Here is an 18,221-nt window from a genome sequence, read left to right as displayed (position 1 = left end):
TGCCAGCACCTTGCGGACCTGAAGATGGGGACTCCCGCCTTACCGCGCGCTGGCGGCTGGGTTAAACTTTCGTAATGAAGGGCGATGCCGATGCGGCAGTTTAGCGCAGACCGAAAGTTGTGGTCTTACAGGAACTTATTCGAGTTCCGGTGACCGGCCCCGGGGCGAGGTTTTTGGCGATCTTAGCTCGCCCTGACGCTGACGATGAACTCGTCGACTTCACGCTTCAGAGTCTCGGCCTGCTGCGACAGATCGACGGCGGAATCCCGGGCCTCGGCCGCCATGCGACCGGTTTCGGCGGAGGTGGAGGTGATCTGGACGATGTGATTGGACACCTCGCGCGTGCCGCGCGCGGCGTCCTGGACGCTGCGCGAGATGTCCTGGGTGGCGTTGCGCTGCTGGGCGGTGTCGACCTCGATGCCGGACATGATCGACGAGATCTCGGACAGCGTCTTCGAGATGCCGTCGATCGCCTCGCGCGTCTCTGCGGTGATGCCCTGGATGCTGGCGACATGGGAGGTGATCTCCTCGGTCGCCTTGCTGGTCTGGTGCGCGAGGCTCTTCACCTCGGAGGCGACGACGGCAAACCCCTTGCCGGCCTCCCCTGCCCGCGCCGCCTCGATGGTGGCGTTGAGCGCCAGCAGGTTGGTCTGCGATGCGATCGCCTGCACGAGCTGCACGACCTCGCCGATCTTGTCGGCGGCATCCGACAGCGTGTGGATGGTGTCGCGGCTCTTCTCGGCTTGCGCCGCCGCGCCCTCGGCGCGCTGGGTCGCATCGGTGACGCGGCGGCTGATCGTGCCGATCGAATTCGTCATCTCCTCGGCGGAGCCCGCGACCGTCTGGACGCTGGCGCTGGCCTGGCTTGCTCCGCTCGCCACCGCACTCGCCTTGGTGCTGGTGTCGTTGGCCGTCCGCGACAGCGTCTCGGCATTGCTCTTCAGATGCACCGCCGACGAGGCCACGCTGTCGACGACGCTGGCGACGAGATCGTTGAAGCGCTTGATCCGGTCGTCGAGGAATGTCGACCGCTCGGCCTGGTGCTGCGCTTCATGCAATTGCCGCTCGGTGAGGCGGCGCCGTTCGAGCCCATTGGTCTTGAAGACCTCCAGCGCGCCGGCGAGCAGGCCGATCTCGTTGGTGCCGCCGAGCCCCGGCACGGGCGTTTCGAACTTCTGGTCGGCGACCTCGCGCATGGCATACACGATCGCCGCCAAGGGACTGAGGATGCCGTTGCGCACGGCAAACCAGGTCGTGAGGCAGATCGCGCAGGCGACGACCGCGATCACGCCGCAGGCGATCAGGAAATAGGAGAATGCGGCCTGTGCCTGCTGGTAGATCTGCATCGCGTGATCGCGCGCGGGCCCGCTCAGCGCAGCAAAGTCCGAAGACAGGCTGGTGATCTCGTTGTTGAGATAGAGCACCGCGACGAAGCCGGTGCCGCCGCCGATGCCCAGCAGGAACAATAATGCAGCGACGACGGCGCCGACCAGGAAGCGGATCGTCAGATTGCTGTTCGTGAACATCGCTGAGGACTCAAACGTCTGGAATCGAATTTCGCGACAAGCTTCCAGACAAAGGTCAACAGAGCATGAAACACGCAGCGCCAGACGGCCTACGTATCATTACGTAAGCCGGGACGACTTGACGTAGCTAGGACCGCTTCGTCTCGTCCGACATCAAGGCGGCGAGCCGCGCCTCTTCATCCGGCGTGAGCGGCGGCGCAGGTAGGTCTGCACCGCTTCGCGCGCGACGCCGGATTTGCAGCCACAGCGCCAGGCCGCCACCCGTCAGCAGCAGCGGGCCGAGCAACCACAGCAGCATGGTCTGCCGCTCGAAGCGCGGCTTGAGCAGCACGAACTCGCCATAGCGCGCGACCAGGAAGTCGAGCACCTGCGAGTTGCTGTCGCCGGCCGCGATGCGCTCGCGCACCAGGAGCCGCAGGTCGCGCGCCAGCGGCGCATCGGAATCGTCGATCGACTGGTTCTGGCAGACCATGCAGCGCAGCTCGCGCGACAAGTCGCGCGCGCGCGTCTCCTTCGCCGGATCCGACATGATCTCGTCGGGCTGCACGGCATGCACCGCAGGCGAAGCCAGCAGCGCAAGCGCGACGAACGCGGCCATCATCCGGCGCATCGGATCACTCCGCCGGCTGCAGGCGCTGCTTGGCCCGCGCCGGTTTTGGCGCGCCGACCCGCAGGCGGCGGTCGGACAGCGACAGCACGCCGCCGAAGGCCATCAGCACCGGCCCCCACCAGATCAGCAGCACCAGCGGCTTGTGATAGATGCGCACGGCAATCGCGCCCTCGGCGTTGGCATCGCCCAGCGAGATGTAGAGCTGGCTCGCACCACGGGTCAGGAGCGCTGCCTCCGTGGTGGAGGAGCCGCGGGTGGTGAAGCTGCGCTTGGACGGCGTCATGACGCTCAGCGCCTCACCGTCGCGGCTGACGTTGAACTCGGCGATCATCTCGCGGTAGTTCGGGCCCTGACGCTGAAACAATCCGTCGAGCTTGACGTCGTAGCCGGCGACATGGGCGACGTCGCTCTGCTTCATCGTCGCGATGTATTCGCTGTTCCAGGTGGTCTCGCAGACAATCCCGATCAGCGCGACGCCGAGGCCGGCATGCGCCAACGCCGAGCCCCAGGCCGAGCGCGGCAGGCCGCGCGTCCGGTGCAGCACCGTTGCGAACGGCAGACGAACCAGGCCCGTCCGCTCGACCAGATCGGTGACGGCGCCGGCGATGACGAAGACGCCAAGGCCGATCGCGAGCGGTGCGAGCGCGCTGCCACCACGCGTCCAGGCCCAGACGATGGCGACGACAACGAGCCCGGCAACGCCAGCCGCGAGCAGGCGCTGGGTGACGCCGAGCAGATCGCCGCGCTTCCACGCCAGCATCGGCCCGAACGGCACGGCGAGCAGCAACAGCGTAAACAGCGGTGCGAAGGTGAGGTTGTAGAACGGCGCGCCGACCGACATCTTGAAGTCGGCGAGCATCTCCATCGCCAACGGATAGAGCGTGCCGAACAGCACGACCGCGCAGGCGACGGTCAGCAGCAGATTGTTCAGCACCAGAGCGCCCTCGCGCGAGATCGGCGCGAACAGGCCGCCCTGCTTCAACGACGTCGCGCGGCCCGCGAACAATGACAGGCTGCCGCCGATGAACAGGCAGAGGATCAGCAGGATGAACACGCCGCGGGTCGGATCGGTGGCAAAGGCATGCACGGAGGTGATGACGCCGGACCGCACCAGGAAGGTGCCGAGCAGCGACAGCGAGAAGGTCAGGATCGACAACAGGATGGTCCAGACCTTCAGCGCGTTGCGCTTCTCCATCACCAGCGCCGAATGGAGCAGCGCGGTGCCGGCAAGCCACGGCATCAGCGAGGCGTTCTCGACCGGATCCCAGAACCACCAGCCGCCCCAGCCGAGCTCGTAATAGGCCCAGTAGGAGCCCATCGCGATGCCGAGCGTCAGGAAGATCCAGGCAACCAGCGTCCACGGCCGCACCCAGCGCGCCCAGGCGGCGTCGATCCGTCCCTCCATCAGAGCCGCGATGGCAAAGGAGAACGAGATCGAGAAGCCGACATAGCCGAGATAGAGCATCGGCGGATGCACGGCGAGACCGATGTCCTGCAGCACCGGATTGAGATCGCGTCCCTCGATCGGCGGGCTGGCGATACGCAGGAACGGGTTCGAGGTCACCAGGATGAAGAGATAGAAGGCGCTGGCGATCCAGGCCTGCACGGCGAGCACATGCGCGCGCAGCGACAGCGGCAAATTGTTGCCGAACGCAGCGACCAATCCGCCGAACAGCGCCAGGATCGACACCCACAGCAGCATCGAGCCTTCATGGTTTCCCCACACGCCGGTGATCTTGTAGAGCAGCGGCTTCATGGAGTGGGAATTCTCGTAGACGTTGGCAACGGAGAAATCCGAATTCACATGCAGCATCACCAGCGCCACGAACGAGGCGCCGACGAACAGCAACTGCGCCAGCGCGGTGGAGCGCGCGACGTTCATCAGCGCATCGTCGCGCAGCCGCGCGCCGATCAGCGGCACGATGGATTGGATCAGCGCCAGCCCGAGCGCCAGCACCAGCGCGTAATGCCCGGATTCCGCGATCACCGCACCGCTCCTTGCGGGTTGCCCTGCGCTGTCGTGGCCGCAGGCTTGGCGCCATCAGAAGCCTTGCCGCCGTAATCGTCCTTCCAGTGCCCCTGCTTCTTCAGGGCATCTGCGACGTCCTTGGGCATATAGGTCTCGTCGTGCTTGGCAAGCACGGTGTCGGCCTTGAACACGCCGTTGGCATCGAGCGCGCCTTCGGCGACAACGCCCTGCCCTTCGCGGAACAGGTCGGGCAGGATGCCCTTATAGGCGACCGGCAGCTTGGCGTTGCCGTCGGCGACCTCGAAGCTCACCGCGAGATTGTCGCCACGCTGGAGCGAGCCCGGCTGCACCAGGCCGCCGAGACGAAACCTCTTGCCGGCCTGAACGTGCTTCTCGGCGACCATGGTCGGGGTCGAGAAAAACACGATGGAGTCGCGAAGTGCGTTCAGCACCAGCGCGGCGGCGAGCGCGAGCACGGCGAGCGAGCCGCCGATGATGGTCATGCGTCGCTGCTTGCGGGTCATGGCGTATCCGTTCTCCGCTCGTCTCGTCCTGACATCGTCATCCGTCGAGCCCGAGAGTTTTGAGGCCTTCGTTGAGCTGGCGGAGCCGTTCGCCATCCTTGGCGACCGCTTGACGGGCATCGCTCGATGCGCCGACCGCCTTGTCGCGATCGCCCATCACGAGATAAGCGCGCACCAGGCGCAACCAGCCCTCGACATCGTCGCCGTTCTGCTTCAAGCGCGTCGCCAGACGTTCGACCATGCCGCGGACCATCGCGCCGCGATCGCCCTCGCTCATGTCCTTGGAGGCTGCAATGGTCTCGTCCGACAGTGCCGGCATCGTGCCGCCGCCGACCCGCGCCAGCGAGGACTGCACCAGGGGCCGCCACGGCGCATCCGCCGGAGCCTTGGCCAGCAGCGCGCGCCAAATGGTGGCGGCCTCGTCCTTGCGGCCGTCCTGCTCGGCGGCGAGACCGAGGAAGTAGTTCGCCTTGGGATCGTCCGCGTCCAGGGCATGTGCGCGCTCGAACTCGGTCTTGGCCTCGGCGGTCACCACGCCGCCCGCAGCGGCCGAGATTGCTTCGCCGAGATCGGATCTGCGCTCCGGGCTCTCACCATTGTAGGTGAGCGAGTTGCGATAGGCCCGCACGGCATCGTCGAAGCGGCCGAGCCGCTGCAGCACCGGCGCGAGAACGTTCCAGCCGCGTCCGTCGGCCGGATTCTTTTCCAGATGTTGCTCGACCTGCACGACGAGGTTCTCCAGCGATCGCGCCATGCCGGAGCCGGACCCGCGCTCCCGCTGCGCCAGCGGAAAGTCCTGAAGCCGGGGTGAGCCGAGCGGCATGTAGACGCCGATCGCAACGAGCGGCAGACCGACAAGCGCCAATACGGCTGCCGTGCGGCGCCATTTGAGGCTCGATGTCGGCTCCGACACGGTCTCGCTGCTGGCGGCAGCGAGCAGCCTGCGGCTGATCTCGACACGCGCAGCCGCGGCTTCAGGCGCAGCGATCAGTCCCGAGGCAAGGTCACGCTCGATCTCGGTCAACTGGTCCTTGTAGACCACGACCTCGCTGCCCTGATTTTGCACGCGCGCGCTGCGGCCGAGCGGCCAGAGCACGGCGAAAATCGCCGCGACCGTCATCAGCGCGAACACGAACCATAACGTCATCTGGCAAGCTTCCGGCAGCGCTATCCGCGCCCATAGGTCGCTTTACACCACGGCCGGACGATGCGGCAATTGACAATTATCAATCTGGCGCGACCGGCCACAGCCCCGAAACGGCGAAAATCCAACGGCTTAGCCGATCTCGAAGTCCGCGCTCCGAGCGGCGTCCTCGCCGTGACCGTTGAAGGCCTTCAGGAAGTATGTTCCCGGCTCGATGGCGTCAGGCAATCTGATGCGCAATGCTCCGACCGGAACCGGAGACGCGACCCTCGTGACCGTTTCAGACAGTTGCCGACCGCTTACCTTCTCGACCAGCACCACCTTCGCGCCGACCATCAGCCTTTGATATTTGGCAACAATGACGCGGTTCTCGATTTCGATGGAGCTGATAACGGGTTTCATGCGCCCACAAATAGAAATTCCCCGGACTTGCATCGGGACCGTAGGGCTCGTCACCGGTAGCGTCAACTACAAATTGTGGCCACAAAATATGCGCTTGGATCAGCTTGCGCGCGACGATTTGCGCTCGCCCGTGAGTGCGTTCTCCGCGGCGCGGCTCATCAGCGAGGCGTAGTCATCGCCGAACAGCACCTGGCAGAAGCGAATCGCGGCCTGCACCTGCTGCTGCCGATAGGCGCGGACCTTGTGATCGGCGGCGCGCAGCGACTGCACCAGCTGCTCGGTCGAGCGCTCGACATATTGCTGCAGGTCGGAATAGGTGCGCAGTGTCACCTCGTTGATCGCGAGCTCGCTGGCGTAGTTGCGGCAGGTCGCGACGAAATCGATCAGCGCCGCGGTTTCCTCCACCTCGGTGCTGTCGATCCGCGCGCCCGGCGGAATGTCCTTCTCGGGGCGTTGGCGCAGGATGCGGCGAACGCGGCCGGGAACGCTGTCGATCTCGGATTGCAGCGCATTGGAGATATCGGCCCGGATCGAGGTCAGCTGCTTGCCCCAGGCGGAATCGTTGCGCAGGTCGAGCTCTGTGCGCAGGCCGCGCACGCCGTCGTGCAGCGCCTTGAGATTGTCGGCGACGGTGTCGAAATGGCCGCGCTTGATGTCCATGCGCAGGATCGCGGCTACGCAGGACAGATCGTGCAGTGCGATCGTGACCGCGACGCCATAGGGTGTTGCCGCCACGCGGATCTCGTCGTCCGATGCGGCAATCTTGATGGCGAGGCGGATGATCTGCCACGGCGCGGTCATGCGTTGCACGACGATCGACAGCGCGAAGGGCAGCATCTGCGGCGTCTGGAGGACGGGGATGTTGAGCGCTGACGACACCGAAGCGATCTGGGAGTCGCCGAAGGCGCGCAGGAAGCGCGGCAGCTTCTCGTTCAGGGTGGCGATGGCGTCCCGGACCTGGAGCACCGCCCCGACCGAATAGAGGTCCTCGATCACGTTGGGCGGGCCGACGCGGGCCAGCGCACGCGACTTGTCGCCGCCGCCCGGTCCGGTCAGCTGGACGATGGCGTCCGCCGCCACCGTCTGGAGCTTCTGGGCAAGCGCTTCGACCTGCCCCGCGCTGTCGGCAGCCGGCATGCGCGCCAGCGTCGCCTCGAATTCGTTCACCTTGTCCGGAGCGCCGTCACGGCCGAGCCATTGCCAGATCGGATGCAGCGAGGAGCGGCGGATCTGTCCGACCCGGATCGGAGCGCCCGCCTCGACGAGGAACGGTTCCAGCACCTGGAACAGGAGGCGCGACAGGTCGTCCGTGCGCGGTGGCGGGGTTTCGTCGGCTTCCGTCTTGCGGACGATCTTGCGCAGCTGCTCGAGCACGAGGGTCGCCACGGCCGTGTCCTGGCCACGCTCGAGCGCGCGCTCGAACTCCCGCATCAGCAGCGCCTGCGACTGCGGCGGGAGCTGCGCGAGATATTCCCTCAGCCGCTCGATCGATGTCTGGCTCATGCGCCCGGGTAATGCACGGTAAAGTGGCGGACATGGGATGCGTCCGGGGCGCGATCATAGGAGACTGCGCCTTAAGAAGCCGTTGAGGACGTTGGCTCGAATCCTCCCATTTGCCTGCGGATCGGCGGTTCCTGAGCCAAAAAATCCTGTTGGAACAAAGGATTATATTCCGGGGAGGACCAACTCGGCCCGCAAGCCGCCAATCGGCGCGCCGCCGAGGGAGAGGTTGCCGCCATAGAGCGCGGCAAGGTCGACCACGATGGAGAGCCCGAGCCCCGAGCCGGGCTTGGACTCGTCGAGCCGCTGGCCACGCCGGGAGACCTGGGTGCGCTCCGCCTCCGACAGGCCGCGGCCATCGTCATCGACGATGATCCGCAGGCGCGGGCCCGCGCCTGCCTGGTGTGGCGCTTCCACCAGCACCTCGATGAAGACACGGGAGGCGGCCCATTTGCAGGCATTGTCGACGAGATTGCCGACCATCTCCTCCAGATCCTGCCGCTCGCCCCGGAATTTTGCCGACGGATCGGCCTTGGCCTCGACGATGATGCCGCGGTCACGGTGGATCTTCTCCATCGTCCGCCGCAGCGCCTCGATGGCGGGCGCCACCTCGGTCACGGTCGCGACGACCGAGACGCGCGCGGCGATGCGCGCCCGCTCCAGGTGATGGGCGACCTGGTCGCGCATCACGTCCGCCTGCTCCATCACCTTGACCGCGAACGGATCGGCGGCGTGTACGCCGGCCTCGTTGACGATGACCGAAAGCGGCGTCTTGATCGCATGGGCGAGATTGCCGACATGGGTGCGCGCGCGCTCGACGATCTCGCGATTGGCGTCGATCAGCGCGTTGGTCTCGCGCGCGAGCGGCGCGATCTCGACCGGGAATTCGCCTTCGAGCCGCTCCGCCCGCCCGGAGCGGATGTCGGCGATCGATTCCGAGATGCGCTTGAGCGGCGCGAGGCCGAAGCGGACCTGGAATACCGTGGTCAGGAGCAGCACGATGCCAAGCGCAGTGAAGGTGCCGCCGAGATAGTAGTCGAAGCTGCGCGTCTCGTCGAAAATCTCGGTGTCGTCGCCGGCGACGCTGACCAGATATTTGCCGTCGGCGCCGAGATCGACCGGCCGTTCCACCATCCGCAGGTTCTGCCCCTCGGGACCGTCGACATAGCCGAGCCGGATGCCGGCGGCGGTGAGCTCGGCGCCCTGCTCCTCCAGCTTCGGCAGCTTCTTGTCCCAGAGCGAGCGCGAGGAGCGCACCTCCGGCTTTTCGGTGTCGGTGCGCGTGATCTGCCAATACCAGCCGGACAGCGGCAGCTCGAACAGGGGCTCGCCGAGCGACTGGAACTGACGGTCCGGCGGCTCGTCCGGGGTCGCGACCTCCGCGATCAGCGTGCGGAGATAGAGATTGAGCCGGCGGTCGAAGGCGCGCTCGGTCGCGTTCTTGTAGACCGACGACAGCACCACGCCGGTGATGGCCAGGATCACCACGAGCCATGCCGTCGCCGACAGGAACAGGCGGGTCGCAAGCGAGCTAGCGGCCATCGGAACGATCCCGGGAGGCGCAGGATGGAAGGGCGGCGGACGTCATGACCGGACCAAGGCCCCTGTTCGGCCTCCCGTCAAGTCCGAGAAGGCCTCAAGCGCCCGAAGCGGGCGGCGGGGTCAGGAGATAGCCGAGGCCACGGACGGTCTGGATGATGTCGACGTCGAGCTTCTTGCGGATGCGGCCGACGAAGACCTCGATAGTGTTGGAGTCGCGGTCGAAGTCCTGGTCGTAGAGATGCTCGACCAGCTCGGTGCGGGACACGACGCGCCCGGAATGGTGCATCAGGTAGGCCAGAAGCCGATATTCGTGCGAGGTCATCTTGACGGGATTGCCGGAGACGCTGACCCGCCCGGTCCTGGTGTCGAGCGTGACCGGACCGCAGCTGAGTTCGCTCTGGGCATGGCCGGTGGAGCGGCGCAGCAGCGCGCGGATGCGCGCCAGCACCTCCTCCAGGTGGAACGGCTTGGCGACGTAGTCGTCGGCGCCGGCATCGAAGCCCTGGACCTTGTCGCTCCAACGGTCGCGCGCGGTCAGGATCAGGACCGGCATGGTGCGGCCATTGCGGCGCCAAGCCTCCAGCACCGAGATGCCGTCCTTCTTCGGCAGGCCGATGTCGAGCACGACGGCATCGTACGGCTCGTTGTCGCCGAGATAGTGCCCCTCCTCCCCGTCGAAGGCGCGGTCGACGACATAGCCGGCGTCCGTCAGCGCCTTGGTGAGCTGGCGATTGAGATCGGGGTCGTCCTCAACAACAAGCAGGCGCACGCTTCTCTCCAAAGATAGGCCGCATGAATGACAGCCTCAGATGAACAATTCCGGCGTGAACTGAATATGAACGCGGGGAACCGGCCGCGTTACTTTTTGGTCATATACGCCCTGTCACGCGCCGACGCGACTGCGCCCGCCAGGCAGCCGGACGAGCCGGCGGCATGGCGGGCGCAATGTGCCGCGTTACGCGGCGAGTCGGAAGGCCCGGGACCTTCGGATCCGGCCGTCAGGTCCGGAAGAACACGAACCAGATGACGGCGAGGATCAGGATCGCAAGCCCGGTCGAGATGGCGAGCAGCGCGGCCACCGACGGCCCGGGCTCACCCTGGCGCGCCTCGGTTGCAGTTTCGACGATCTGATGTTGGTCTCGCGTGGTTGCCATGATGCCCTCAATCTCTGCCCCTGCGTCTCGCCTCCGATGACCGCAACCTCCTCACGGCCCTGTGTCCTGAGCCAACGCCCGATCCGATGCGATGTTCCGGCTTTTGCCCTGGGCCCAGGCAGCAACCGCATGCGGGGCGGCCGGTTAACGCAGTTGCAAGATTCCGCGCCGAGCCGTGTATGATTCGGAGTTCCCCGATGGTATCTTCATAAGTCGGTCCCCGTTGCGTTTGGAGTAGCCCATGGCCCCCCGCGCCAATTGGAAGGGTTTTTTGCGTTTGTCGCTCGTGACCTGCCCGGTCGCGCTCTATCCGGCCACTTCGGATACCGAGAAGGTCTCCTTCAACCAGATCAACCGCAAGACGGGCCACCGGATCAAGTACCTCAAGGTCGACGCCGAGACCGGTGACGAGGTGACCTCCGAGGACATCGTCAAGGGCTACAAGGTCGACACCGACACCTATATCGAGGTCACCAAGGACGAGCTCGACGAGATCGCGCTCGACTCGACGCACACGATCGAGATCGACGAGTTCGTGCCGAAGGCCGACATCGACAACCGCTACCTGATCCGCCCCTATTATCTCGTGCCGGACGGCAAGGTCGGCCACGACGCCTTTGCGGTGATCCGCGAGACCATCCGCAGCATGGACAAGGTCGCGATCGGCCGCGTGGTGCTGACCAACCGCGAGCACATCATCGCGCTGGAGCCGCTCGAGAGCGGCCTGATGGGCACGCTGCTGCGCTACCCCTACGAGGTCCGCAGCGAGAAGGAATATTTCGACGACATCCAGGACGTGAAGCTGACGAAGGACATGCTCGACCTTGCAAAGCACATCGTCGAGAAGAAGTCCGGCGCGTTCGAGCCCGAGCTGTTCGAGGACCATTACGAGGCCGCGCTGATCGATCTCATCAACAAGAAGCGCGCGGGCGCCCCGATCGCGGCCAAGGCGGCGCCGAAGACGGGCGGCAACGTCATCAACCTGATGGACGCGCTGAAGAAGAGCCTCGCGAGCGAGAAGGACGCAGCTCCGGTCGCCAAGGAGACCGTCAAGGAGGCCGTCAAGGGCAAGAAGCCGAAGAAGCGCGCCGAAGGCCAGCGCGAGATGCTGCTGCCGATATCAGGCAAGGGCGGCAAGGAGGCTGCGGCGAAGCCGGCCCCCAAGGAAGCTGCGAAGAAGGCCGACAAGCCGGTGCGCGCGCCGGCGCGGGCGAAGAAGGCCGGCTAGCTGCACGCACCCTACGATCGCGCCGTGATGTCTCCCCTCGCCGGTCGGCTGGCCTGACATGCCCTGGTCGACGGCGTTCGACGATCCGATCTCGTTGCGCGACGGGCGCAAGCTGCGGACGCTGCAACAGGCGGCCGATCACATCATGCAGCTGCCCGAGGACGCGCAGCATGCGAGCCACTGGCAGACCGCGATCGAGACCCTGATCCATGCGGCCGAGACGGGCGGCGGCTGGATGATGTTCGCCCGCATCGCGATGTTGCGGGCGCTGAACGCGGACATCGGTCGCAAGTGAGCCCTCCCTGGCGCGGCGTCGCCTTGCAGCCTTTGCCTTAATGAGACATAGCCTCAACAATCCGTTAAGCGGCGCCATCGCTTTCAGCGCCCGCCAGCGAGGCAGCAAGTAATCCTACGGTAGACAAAATTAACCGTCGATTCCCGTTGCGCGCCACAAGGTCGCGCCGTCGATCGAACCAGGGTTTGCACGCCGTGCAGCAGCAGGACGCCAGAAAGAACTACATCGGCCTCGTGAACGACACGAGCGAGGACAAGCGCCGCGCAGACAGCGCGGCGCGGTCACAGCCGCGCGTCATGCGCAATCTGGTCGGGCGCCTCGCAGCGGTGCTGAGACGCCCCGGCAAGGCCGCACCTGGGCGCGCGATCGAGTCCTGAAAGCGACGACGCCGTCAAATCCACCCGAATTGGGTGACGAAACCTTAAGTCAATAAATGCCAGCATAGAAGGCCTGAGGTCGCGGTCCGCCCCCGCCTGCAATTTAACGCGCGCCCTGCAAAAGTTAGTGAATCAATTTACCATTCCGAAAACGGCGCCAGCCTACGTTGGACGGATGAACGGGAGTTGACGATGGCATTGCTCAGGTCCTTTCTTGCCGATGAAAGTGCAGCTACCGCTATCGAGTATTGCCTGATTGCCGCCGGCATCGCGCTCGCGATCGTCACGGTCGTGAACAACACGGGCAGCGCGCTCCTGAACAACAAGTTCAAATCGATCGAAACGGCCACGAAGTAGGCGGCATATCCCGGCCCGAGGTAACCTCCCGACATCGGCGAGACCGCGACGGCGCGCAGGCCTGCCGGCGTGGCAGATCATCTGGGTCAACAGCACCTGGACCGCGATGGCTCAGCATGGAGGCCGAGCTTCCTCCCTGCCGGCCCGCACTCCCAACTGGAGATCCGCCGCGTTCGCCTCGATACCGGCCGCGGAATGTCGTCGTCATCTCCAGGCAATCGAAGGCGCAACGCGCGGAGATCTTTCGCGGCCTCAGCCGCGTCGAGCTCCGTCCCAATGGCAAGCTGCTGCTGGCGACGCTGACATCGCGGAATTTCCTTTTCATTAGCGCTGTGCATGCGGCAACGGCGCCCGGCTTCCGCGTGACGTTTGATCTTTACGATGTTCGCGCTATGCACGTTGCGTCGTGCAATTGCACCTTTGCAGAGCGCAGGCTCGAACTCCAGGGCCGATCACATGGCATCTTCCGACAGGCCGACCTTGACGATCCGGGCTCGTCTTGGCTCGGACCGATCGGTGACGATCACCGTTCTTGCAATGCTGGCGGCCGTCTCGTTTCTTCCGGTGCTGCTGACCCCTATTCCCGCGATGGTCGATTATCCCAATCACCTCGCCCGCATGTATATTTTGAGCCAGAGCGGCACTCCCAGCGCCAATCCGCATTACGAGGTGGCCTGGGCATTCTATCCCAACCTTGGAATGGACCTGGTGGTCCCGCAGATGGCGCGGCTGATGAGCGTCGAGAACGCCACACGGCTGTTTCTGCTCCTGAGCCAATTGTTGATCGTAGGGGGCGCGCTTCTGCTCGAATGGGCCCGCAAGGGGCGTGTCCATCTCGCCGGCTTTGCGGCGCTCGCCTTCCTCTACTGCCTGCCGTTCAGCTGGGGCTTCGTGAATTTCGAGTTCGGACTGGGCCTCGCCCTCTGGGGCATCGCCGTCTATCTGATGCTGGCAGACGGCCCATGGCCACTGCGCTTCGTCGTCAACACGGTCTTCGTCGCTGCACTGTATGCGGCGCATTTCTTCTCCCTCGGCATCTACGGCGCGACGCTCGGCCTTTACGAGCTCTGGCGCATCACCCACCAAGGAATATCGTACCGGGTCGCGGCCGGGCGGCTTGGCGCGCTGGCCATACCGGCGCTCGTCCTGTTCGGGATCATGCATATGACTGCAGGCTCGATCGGAAGCGAAGGTACGAGCTGGTTCCTCGGATTCAAGCCGATCTGGCCGCTGCGCATCATGAACGGCTACAATTTGACGCTATCGGCAATGACCGGGCTGGCGCTGATGATCTCGTTGCTCTTCGCCGCAAGACGCGGCGTGCTCAAGCTCGAGCCGGCCGGAATCTGGCTCGCGATCGGCTTTGCGCTCTTGTACCTCGTCATTCCATCGAAGCTGTTCGGAACCTCGTTTGTCGACCTCCGCGTGATTCCCGCCGCGGCTCTGATCCTGCCGGCCTTCTGCACGCTGTCGCTGCCCAACCGTACCTGGAGAATGGCTGCGCTCGCTGCGATCAGTGGCATCATCCTGATCAATCTCGCCGTCGTCCTCGCGGTGTGGCTGCCTTACCGCACCAACTATGCGGCCATCATCAGGTCGTTCCAAAAGATCGATCGCGGCTCACGCGTCCTCGTTGGCAGCACGGGCGATCCCGGAGACCCGCCCTTCGCCGACCTCACGTCCTATCCAATGTTCTATGCGCCGACGCTGGCCGTGCACTATGCCAACGCCTTCGTGCCCAATTTATTCACGGAAGAGGGCAAGCAGCCGGTGCGGCCACGCGGGGCCGTGCGCCGTCTTGCCATTCCCTACGGAGGGCCGGTGCCGTCGAGCCTGCTGACGGCGATTGCGACAAGCCAGCCGCGGGCGGACGTTCCGCCGTTCGTCCGCACCTGGCACCAGGATTTCGACTACCTCTATGTGCTTGGACCGCCCGGGCCCAACCCGCTGCCGGATCTGCTGGACGAGCTGGACACCTCGGAACGATTTGTTCTCTACAAGATCCGCCGCAGGTCCTAGACCGAAGCCACAGCTGCACAGCGTGGTTAATCGGGCATCACCATCCCTGCTCCCTCCCGGCCCCGGCCGCCCCCCGGGCCGACTGCATCGCCCGGGAGCCCTAGATCCTTAACTGTTGCGGCAAGGCGACCTTAACCACCGACGATTTAGACTTGCGCCCCTGCAACCGAGTTGGACACCTCGCATGGCGGCCAGTTTCAAGTCGATCCGCTACAGCCTCGTCATCCCCGTGTTCAACGAGGAAGCGGTGCTGCCGATCCTGCTGCGCCGGCTCGACCTGGTCTTGTCCCGGCTCGACGGGCCCGCGGAAGCGATCTTCGTCGACGACGGCAGCAGCGATTCCAGCTCGATCGTGCTGCGGGCGCTCGCCACGCGCGACCCGCGCTTTCGCTACATCGGCTTGTCGCGCAATTTCGGCCATCAGGTCGCCATCACCGCCGGCATGGACGCCGCGCAAGGTGAAGCGATCATCGTCATGGATGCCGATTTGCAGGATCCTCCCGAAGTGATCGAGCAATTGATCGCAAAATGGCAGGAAGGCAACGACATCGTCCACGCCCGCCGCCTGTCGCGCGACGGCGAAAGCCGATTCAAGCGCGCGACCGCGCATCTCTTCTACCGGCTTCTCGGCAGGATGTCCTCTGTCGGCATCCCCGCCGATGTCGGCGATTTCCGTCTGATCGACCGCAAGGTGCTCGACGCCCTGCGGCAGATGCCGGAGCAGGACCGCTACGTCCGCGGCATGATCGCCTGGCTCGGCTTCCGGCAGACCGAGGTCACCTTCCACCGCCTCGAGCGCGCAGCGGGCGAAACCAAATACCCGCTGTTCAAGATGGTGCGGCTCGCGATGAACGCTGCGCTCGGTTTTTCGGATCTGCCCTTGCGGCTGGCAGTCTGGTGCGGATTGACGGTCTCGGGACTCGCACTCCTCTACGGCGGCTGGGTGATCCTGTTGTGGCTCAGCAAGGACAGCCATCTCGTGACCGGCTGGTCCTCGACGATCGTCGTCGTGTCCCTGCTGTGCGGGATCAACATGCTGATGACCGGCATCGTGGGGCTTTATGTCGGCCGCATCCATGCCGAGGTGAAACGCCGTCCGCTCTACGTGGTGCAGACGCGCGCCGGCTTCGATCGCAGCGAGGCCGCGGCCGCGGCACCCGCGATCCACGCTGTCAACGAGTGACCCGGCGCATGACCGAACTCTTCGACGGTTATCACGACAACTACCGTGACGTGGTCCAGTCATCGATCGACTTTTCGGGCTTGCCGCATCATTTCTTCATGCGCGCCAAGGCCGATCTCCTGCGCGATCTGATCGCGCAGCGGCTGGACGCAGAGCGGCCCGAAATGCTGGACGTCGGCTGCGGCGTCGGCAGCCTTCATCCCCTGCTGCACGGCATGGTCGGCCGCTTGAGCGGTATCGATGTGTCTTCGGCCAGCCTGGTGCAGGCTCGCGCCGACAACCGCGGGGTCGACTATCGTGAGTTCGACGGCCGCACCTTTCCTTTCGACGACGCCAGCTTCGATCTGGTCACGGCCGTCTGCGTGATGCACCATATCGTGCCGGCCGAATGGGCGCAGTTCATCGCCGAGATGCGGCGCGTGACGCGCCCCGGCGGGCTCGTCTGCGTGATCGAGCACAATCCGTACAACCCGCTGACGCGCCTCGCCGTGGCGCGCTGTGAGTTCGACCGGGACGCCGTCCTGCTCAGCGCCGGCACGACCCGGAAGTTGATGGCTGCGGATGGATTACGCGAGGTCGGCTCGCGCCATTTCCTGTTGCTCCCCTGGGACACCAAACCGGCGCGGCGTCTGGAAGGTGCCTTGCGCGGCGTGTCGCTCGGGGGCCAATACGCGGCCTTCGGGACCGCCTGACTTACCTCTGCGGCGCATCTCGCCGCTTGTGCACGACCGCCACATCGTCGCTGTAGACGCGCTGCCACTGGGGCAGCCGGTCGAGCATCGCGACCGCCGGTGTCCGCGGTGCGAGCAGCGTCGCGCCGATCTTGTACTCATCGAGCAATTTGAGAAAATCTCCGAGGTCGACCAGCGCTACGGCGCGGTTGTAGCGGTCGATGAACGGTCCCCCGTACAGTTCGCCGCGACCATCGATAAAGGTCGGAATGCCGGCGAAGATCAAATAGCCGCCGAAGGAATAATCGTTGAGTACGGGCCCCGCCTTGGCGAGGTCGGCTTGAGCAATGGCAGCCTGAGGGGTGATGATCGGAGCCGGCCGGATGTCACGCGCCAGGGCCGCCCCGCTCACCGCGATCAACCCGGCGAACGCGGCCAGAGTCAGGCCGCGCGACGAGCCGGCCGCATCGTCCCCGGTCGGTCCGCCGAACATCCGACCCAGCGGAGCCGCCAGGTAAAGCGGCGCCAGCATGGCCAGCAGATCCGCATTGCGTATTTGCGCCAGTGCGAAATGGAGCAGGCCGATCACCACCAGGGCCCGCACGAGCGGCAGCGTCACACCGCGCGACAGCGCAAAGATGCCGGCCAGCAGCAGTAACTCGAAGCCACCGATGCGGCTGAAATCCTGCGGCCGCCATTCCGAGATCCAGGCGAGCGCGGGGCCGAGGCCGAGTGTCGTCAGCGGCATCAGCAGCGGTTCCGGCCCGTAGGGCGTCAGGCAGGACGCTGCGAGTGCAAGCGCCGTGAATGGCAACCATCGCAACAGCACGTGCGACCATCCGCTTCGCCCCTCACGCAGCAGCGCCTCGAGCACCGCCGGGCCGATCAACCCAAGCGCCAGCACCACGCTGCCGTGCAGATTGGCCCACAGGACCAGCAGCGGCAGGGCCCAGTAGGGCGGAGGCCCCCCACGATCCATGCAGCGCACCAGGGCGGCCGCCCAAGTCACCATCACCGGCAGCACGAGGACGTGTGGCCGTGCCAGCATATGCGGCGCCGACAAGATGACGGCCGCGATCACCATGAGCAGCGTCAGGGCTGGCGAAAGCTCGCGCAGCAGGAAGAACGTCAACAGGCCGAAGGCGAGCGCAATCGCTGCCGCGGCGACGACGAGGACGCCCGGCCAGCCGGCAAGCGCGTAGACTCCGGCGTAGACGATCTCCGAAAGCCATTCGAAAGTGATCCAGGGCGCGCCGTGCATCGAAAAGGAAAAAGGGTCGCTCGCCGGCAGGGCGCCATGCGCCATGATCCAGCGGCCGACCTCGATATGAGAATAGCTGTCGGGATCGTTGAGCAGCCGCTGTCCAAGGATCAGCACCACGGCATAGACGCCAAGGCTCACCAGCCAGGGCAGCGCCGCACGCGCCGAAAACGGTTGAACCTCGCTGTGCACGACCTGCTCACTCATGGCGAGCGCAAGTTAAGGCCCAAGCGTTAAATTCTTCTTCGATGGTCACCGCGCCTGGCCGAGCGCAGGGCGGGCTGGTTACCGTTTGTGAACCATGTTCTTGACGCTGGGCGGACGCATCCTTCGCGCCGCGAAGATCCATCAGCCGGAAATGCTGCACTCTTCGGAAAATCAAGCTGTTCTCAAGACAAACAAAAGCCCTCCCGAAGGATTCCACCAAGCTGGAACTTGCATCTCGGCGTACAGCCGTCG

The 18,221-nt window shown here is 65.3% G+C and carries 18 protein-coding genes; 7 read left to right on the top strand and 11 right to left on the bottom strand.

The features are described from left to right. Positions 1-182 precede the first annotated feature (182 nt). The 10 genes from E4K65_RS01385 to E4K65_RS46850 form a co-directional block, all read right to left on the bottom strand. Positions 183-1,526, bottom strand: coding sequence for a methyl-accepting chemotaxis protein (locus E4K65_RS01385; RefSeq protein ID WP_135172574.1), 1,344 nt, complete (start codon positions 1,524-1,526; stop codon positions 183-185). A 127-nt stretch (positions 1,527-1,653) separates the two neighbouring features. Continuing rightward, positions 1,654-2,136 carry a cytochrome c-type biogenesis protein gene (locus E4K65_RS01380; protein ID WP_135172573.1) on the bottom strand — a complete coding sequence of 161 codons (483 nt, stop codon included), beginning with the start codon at positions 2,134-2,136 and terminating at the stop codon, positions 1,654-1,656. Positions 2,137-2,140: 4 nt separating this feature from the next. Next, positions 2,141-4,123 carry a heme lyase CcmF/NrfE family subunit gene (locus E4K65_RS01375; protein WP_135172572.1) on the bottom strand — a complete coding sequence of 661 codons (1,983 nt, stop codon included), beginning with the start codon at positions 4,121-4,123 and terminating at the stop codon, positions 2,141-2,143. Further along, a complete protein-coding gene (ccmE, locus tag E4K65_RS01370; protein WP_135172571.1) occupies positions 4,120-4,629 on the bottom strand; it encodes a cytochrome c maturation protein CcmE in 510 nt (169 codons plus the stop codon). The genes E4K65_RS01375 and ccmE overlap by 4 nt, the downstream gene beginning before the upstream one ends. A gap of 37 nt (positions 4,630-4,666) precedes the next feature. Further along, complete coding sequence (gene ccmI, locus E4K65_RS01365) at positions 4,667-5,776, bottom strand: c-type cytochrome biogenesis protein CcmI (protein WP_135172570.1); 1,110 nt, start codon at positions 5,774-5,776, stop codon at positions 4,667-4,669. A gap of 129 nt (positions 5,777-5,905) precedes the next feature. After that, positions 5,906-6,175 carry a hypothetical protein gene (locus tag E4K65_RS01360; RefSeq protein WP_027547242.1) on the bottom strand — a complete coding sequence of 90 codons (270 nt, stop codon included), beginning with the start codon at positions 6,173-6,175 and terminating at the stop codon, positions 5,906-5,908. A 99-nt stretch (positions 6,176-6,274) separates the two neighbouring features. Then, entirely contained in the window at positions 6,275-7,678 is a 1,404-nt protein-coding gene (locus E4K65_RS01355; RefSeq protein ID WP_135172569.1) for a hypothetical protein, read from the bottom strand. A 162-nt stretch (positions 7,679-7,840) separates the two neighbouring features. Further along, complete coding sequence (locus E4K65_RS01350) at positions 7,841-9,217, bottom strand: sensor histidine kinase (RefSeq protein ID WP_135172568.1); 1,377 nt, start codon at positions 9,215-9,217, stop codon at positions 7,841-7,843. A gap of 94 nt (positions 9,218-9,311) precedes the next feature. Next, positions 9,312-9,986, bottom strand: coding sequence for a response regulator transcription factor (locus E4K65_RS01345; protein ID WP_129142992.1), 675 nt, complete (start codon positions 9,984-9,986; stop codon positions 9,312-9,314). A 229-nt stretch (positions 9,987-10,215) separates the two neighbouring features. Continuing rightward, a complete protein-coding gene (locus E4K65_RS46850; RefSeq protein WP_165448146.1) occupies positions 10,216-10,371 on the bottom strand; it encodes a hypothetical protein in 156 nt (51 codons plus the stop codon). 241 nt (positions 10,372-10,612) lie between these two features. Between E4K65_RS46850 and ku the strand changes: the two genes are divergently transcribed. The 7 genes from ku (at position 10,613) to E4K65_RS01305 (ending at position 16,522) form a co-directional block, all read left to right on the top strand. Beyond that, positions 10,613-11,599 carry a non-homologous end joining protein Ku gene (ku, locus tag E4K65_RS01340; RefSeq protein WP_135172567.1) on the top strand — a complete coding sequence of 329 codons (987 nt, stop codon included), beginning with the start codon at positions 10,613-10,615 and terminating at the stop codon, positions 11,597-11,599. A 58-nt stretch (positions 11,600-11,657) separates the two neighbouring features. Then, positions 11,658-11,894 carry a hypothetical protein gene (locus E4K65_RS01335; protein ID WP_135172566.1) on the top strand — a complete coding sequence of 79 codons (237 nt, stop codon included), beginning with the start codon at positions 11,658-11,660 and terminating at the stop codon, positions 11,892-11,894. 194 nt (positions 11,895-12,088) lie between these two features. Further along, positions 12,089-12,271 carry a hypothetical protein gene (locus E4K65_RS01330; RefSeq protein WP_135172565.1) on the top strand — a complete coding sequence of 61 codons (183 nt, stop codon included), beginning with the start codon at positions 12,089-12,091 and terminating at the stop codon, positions 12,269-12,271. A 192-nt stretch (positions 12,272-12,463) separates the two neighbouring features. Further along, positions 12,464-12,628 (top strand): Flp family type IVb pilin, encoded by a 165-nt coding sequence (locus tag E4K65_RS01325; protein ID WP_027547248.1) that lies wholly within the window; start codon positions 12,464-12,466, stop codon positions 12,626-12,628. 456 nt (positions 12,629-13,084) lie between these two features. Then, positions 13,085-14,647: a hypothetical protein gene (locus E4K65_RS01315; protein ID WP_135172564.1), complete on the top strand. Its 1,563-nt coding sequence runs from the start codon at positions 13,085-13,087 to the stop codon at positions 14,645-14,647. 184 nt (positions 14,648-14,831) lie between these two features. Next, positions 14,832-15,830, top strand: coding sequence for a glycosyltransferase family 2 protein (locus tag E4K65_RS01310; RefSeq protein ID WP_027547253.1), 999 nt, complete (start codon positions 14,832-14,834; stop codon positions 15,828-15,830). An 8-nt stretch (positions 15,831-15,838) separates the two neighbouring features. Next, a complete protein-coding gene (locus E4K65_RS01305) occupies positions 15,839-16,522 on the top strand; it encodes a class I SAM-dependent methyltransferase (protein WP_235885416.1) in 684 nt (227 codons plus the stop codon). A 1-nt stretch (position 16,523) separates the two neighbouring features. Here E4K65_RS01305 and E4K65_RS01300 read toward each other — a convergent pair whose 3' ends face one another. Further along, positions 16,524-17,969 (bottom strand): hypothetical protein, encoded by a 1,446-nt coding sequence (locus tag E4K65_RS01300; RefSeq protein WP_135172562.1) that lies wholly within the window; start codon positions 17,967-17,969, stop codon positions 16,524-16,526. Positions 17,970-18,221 lie beyond the last annotated feature (252 nt).

Source organism: Bradyrhizobium niftali (assembly GCF_004571025.1).
Taxonomy (GTDB): domain Bacteria; phylum Pseudomonadota; class Alphaproteobacteria; order Rhizobiales; family Xanthobacteraceae; genus Bradyrhizobium; species Bradyrhizobium niftali.
The sequence above is the reverse complement of the archived record's forward strand: the minus strand, read 5'-3'. Positions and strand labels throughout refer to the sequence as shown.

What these genes read in the sequence shown, in the direction of transcription:
- E4K65_RS01385 (WP_135172574.1), bottom strand. Translation starts at nt 1,526, where the DNA reads ATGTTCACGAACAGCAATCTGACGATCCGCTTCCTGGTCGGCGCCGTC.
- E4K65_RS01380 (WP_135172573.1), bottom strand. Translation starts at nt 2,136, where the DNA reads ATGCGCCGGATGATGGCCGCGTTCGTCGCGCTTGCGCTGCTGGCTTCG.
- ccmE (WP_135172571.1), bottom strand. Translation starts at nt 4,629, where the DNA reads ATGACCCGCAAGCAGCGACGCATGACCATCATCGGCGGCTCGCTCGCC.
- ccmI (WP_135172570.1), bottom strand. Translation starts at nt 5,776, where the DNA reads ATGACGTTATGGTTCGTGTTCGCGCTGATGACGGTCGCGGCGATTTTC.
- E4K65_RS01360 (WP_027547242.1), bottom strand. Translation starts at nt 6,175, where the DNA reads ATGAAACCCGTTATCAGCTCCATCGAAATCGAGAACCGCGTCATTGTT.
- E4K65_RS01355 (WP_135172569.1), bottom strand. Translation starts at nt 7,678, where the DNA reads ATGAGCCAGACATCGATCGAGCGGCTGAGGGAATATCTCGCGCAGCTC.
- E4K65_RS01350 (WP_135172568.1), bottom strand. Translation starts at nt 9,217, where the DNA reads ATGGCCGCTAGCTCGCTTGCGACCCGCCTGTTCCTGTCGGCGACGGCA.
- E4K65_RS46850 (WP_165448146.1), bottom strand. Translation starts at nt 10,371, where the DNA reads ATGGCAACCACGCGAGACCAACATCAGATCGTCGAAACTGCAACCGAG.
- ku (WP_135172567.1), top strand. Translation starts at nt 10,613, where the DNA reads ATGGCCCCCCGCGCCAATTGGAAGGGTTTTTTGCGTTTGTCGCTCGTG.
- E4K65_RS01335 (WP_135172566.1), top strand. Translation starts at nt 11,658, where the DNA reads ATGCCCTGGTCGACGGCGTTCGACGATCCGATCTCGTTGCGCGACGGG.
- E4K65_RS01325 (WP_027547248.1), top strand. Translation starts at nt 12,464, where the DNA reads ATGGCATTGCTCAGGTCCTTTCTTGCCGATGAAAGTGCAGCTACCGCT.
- E4K65_RS01315 (WP_135172564.1), top strand. Translation starts at nt 13,085, where the DNA reads ATGGCATCTTCCGACAGGCCGACCTTGACGATCCGGGCTCGTCTTGGC.
- E4K65_RS01310 (WP_027547253.1), top strand. Translation starts at nt 14,832, where the DNA reads ATGGCGGCCAGTTTCAAGTCGATCCGCTACAGCCTCGTCATCCCCGTG.
- E4K65_RS01305 (WP_235885416.1), top strand. Translation starts at nt 15,839, where the DNA reads ATGACCGAACTCTTCGACGGTTATCACGACAACTACCGTGACGTGGTC.
- E4K65_RS01300 (WP_135172562.1), bottom strand. Translation starts at nt 17,969, where the DNA reads ATGAGTGAGCAGGTCGTGCACAGCGAGGTTCAACCGTTTTCGGCGCGT.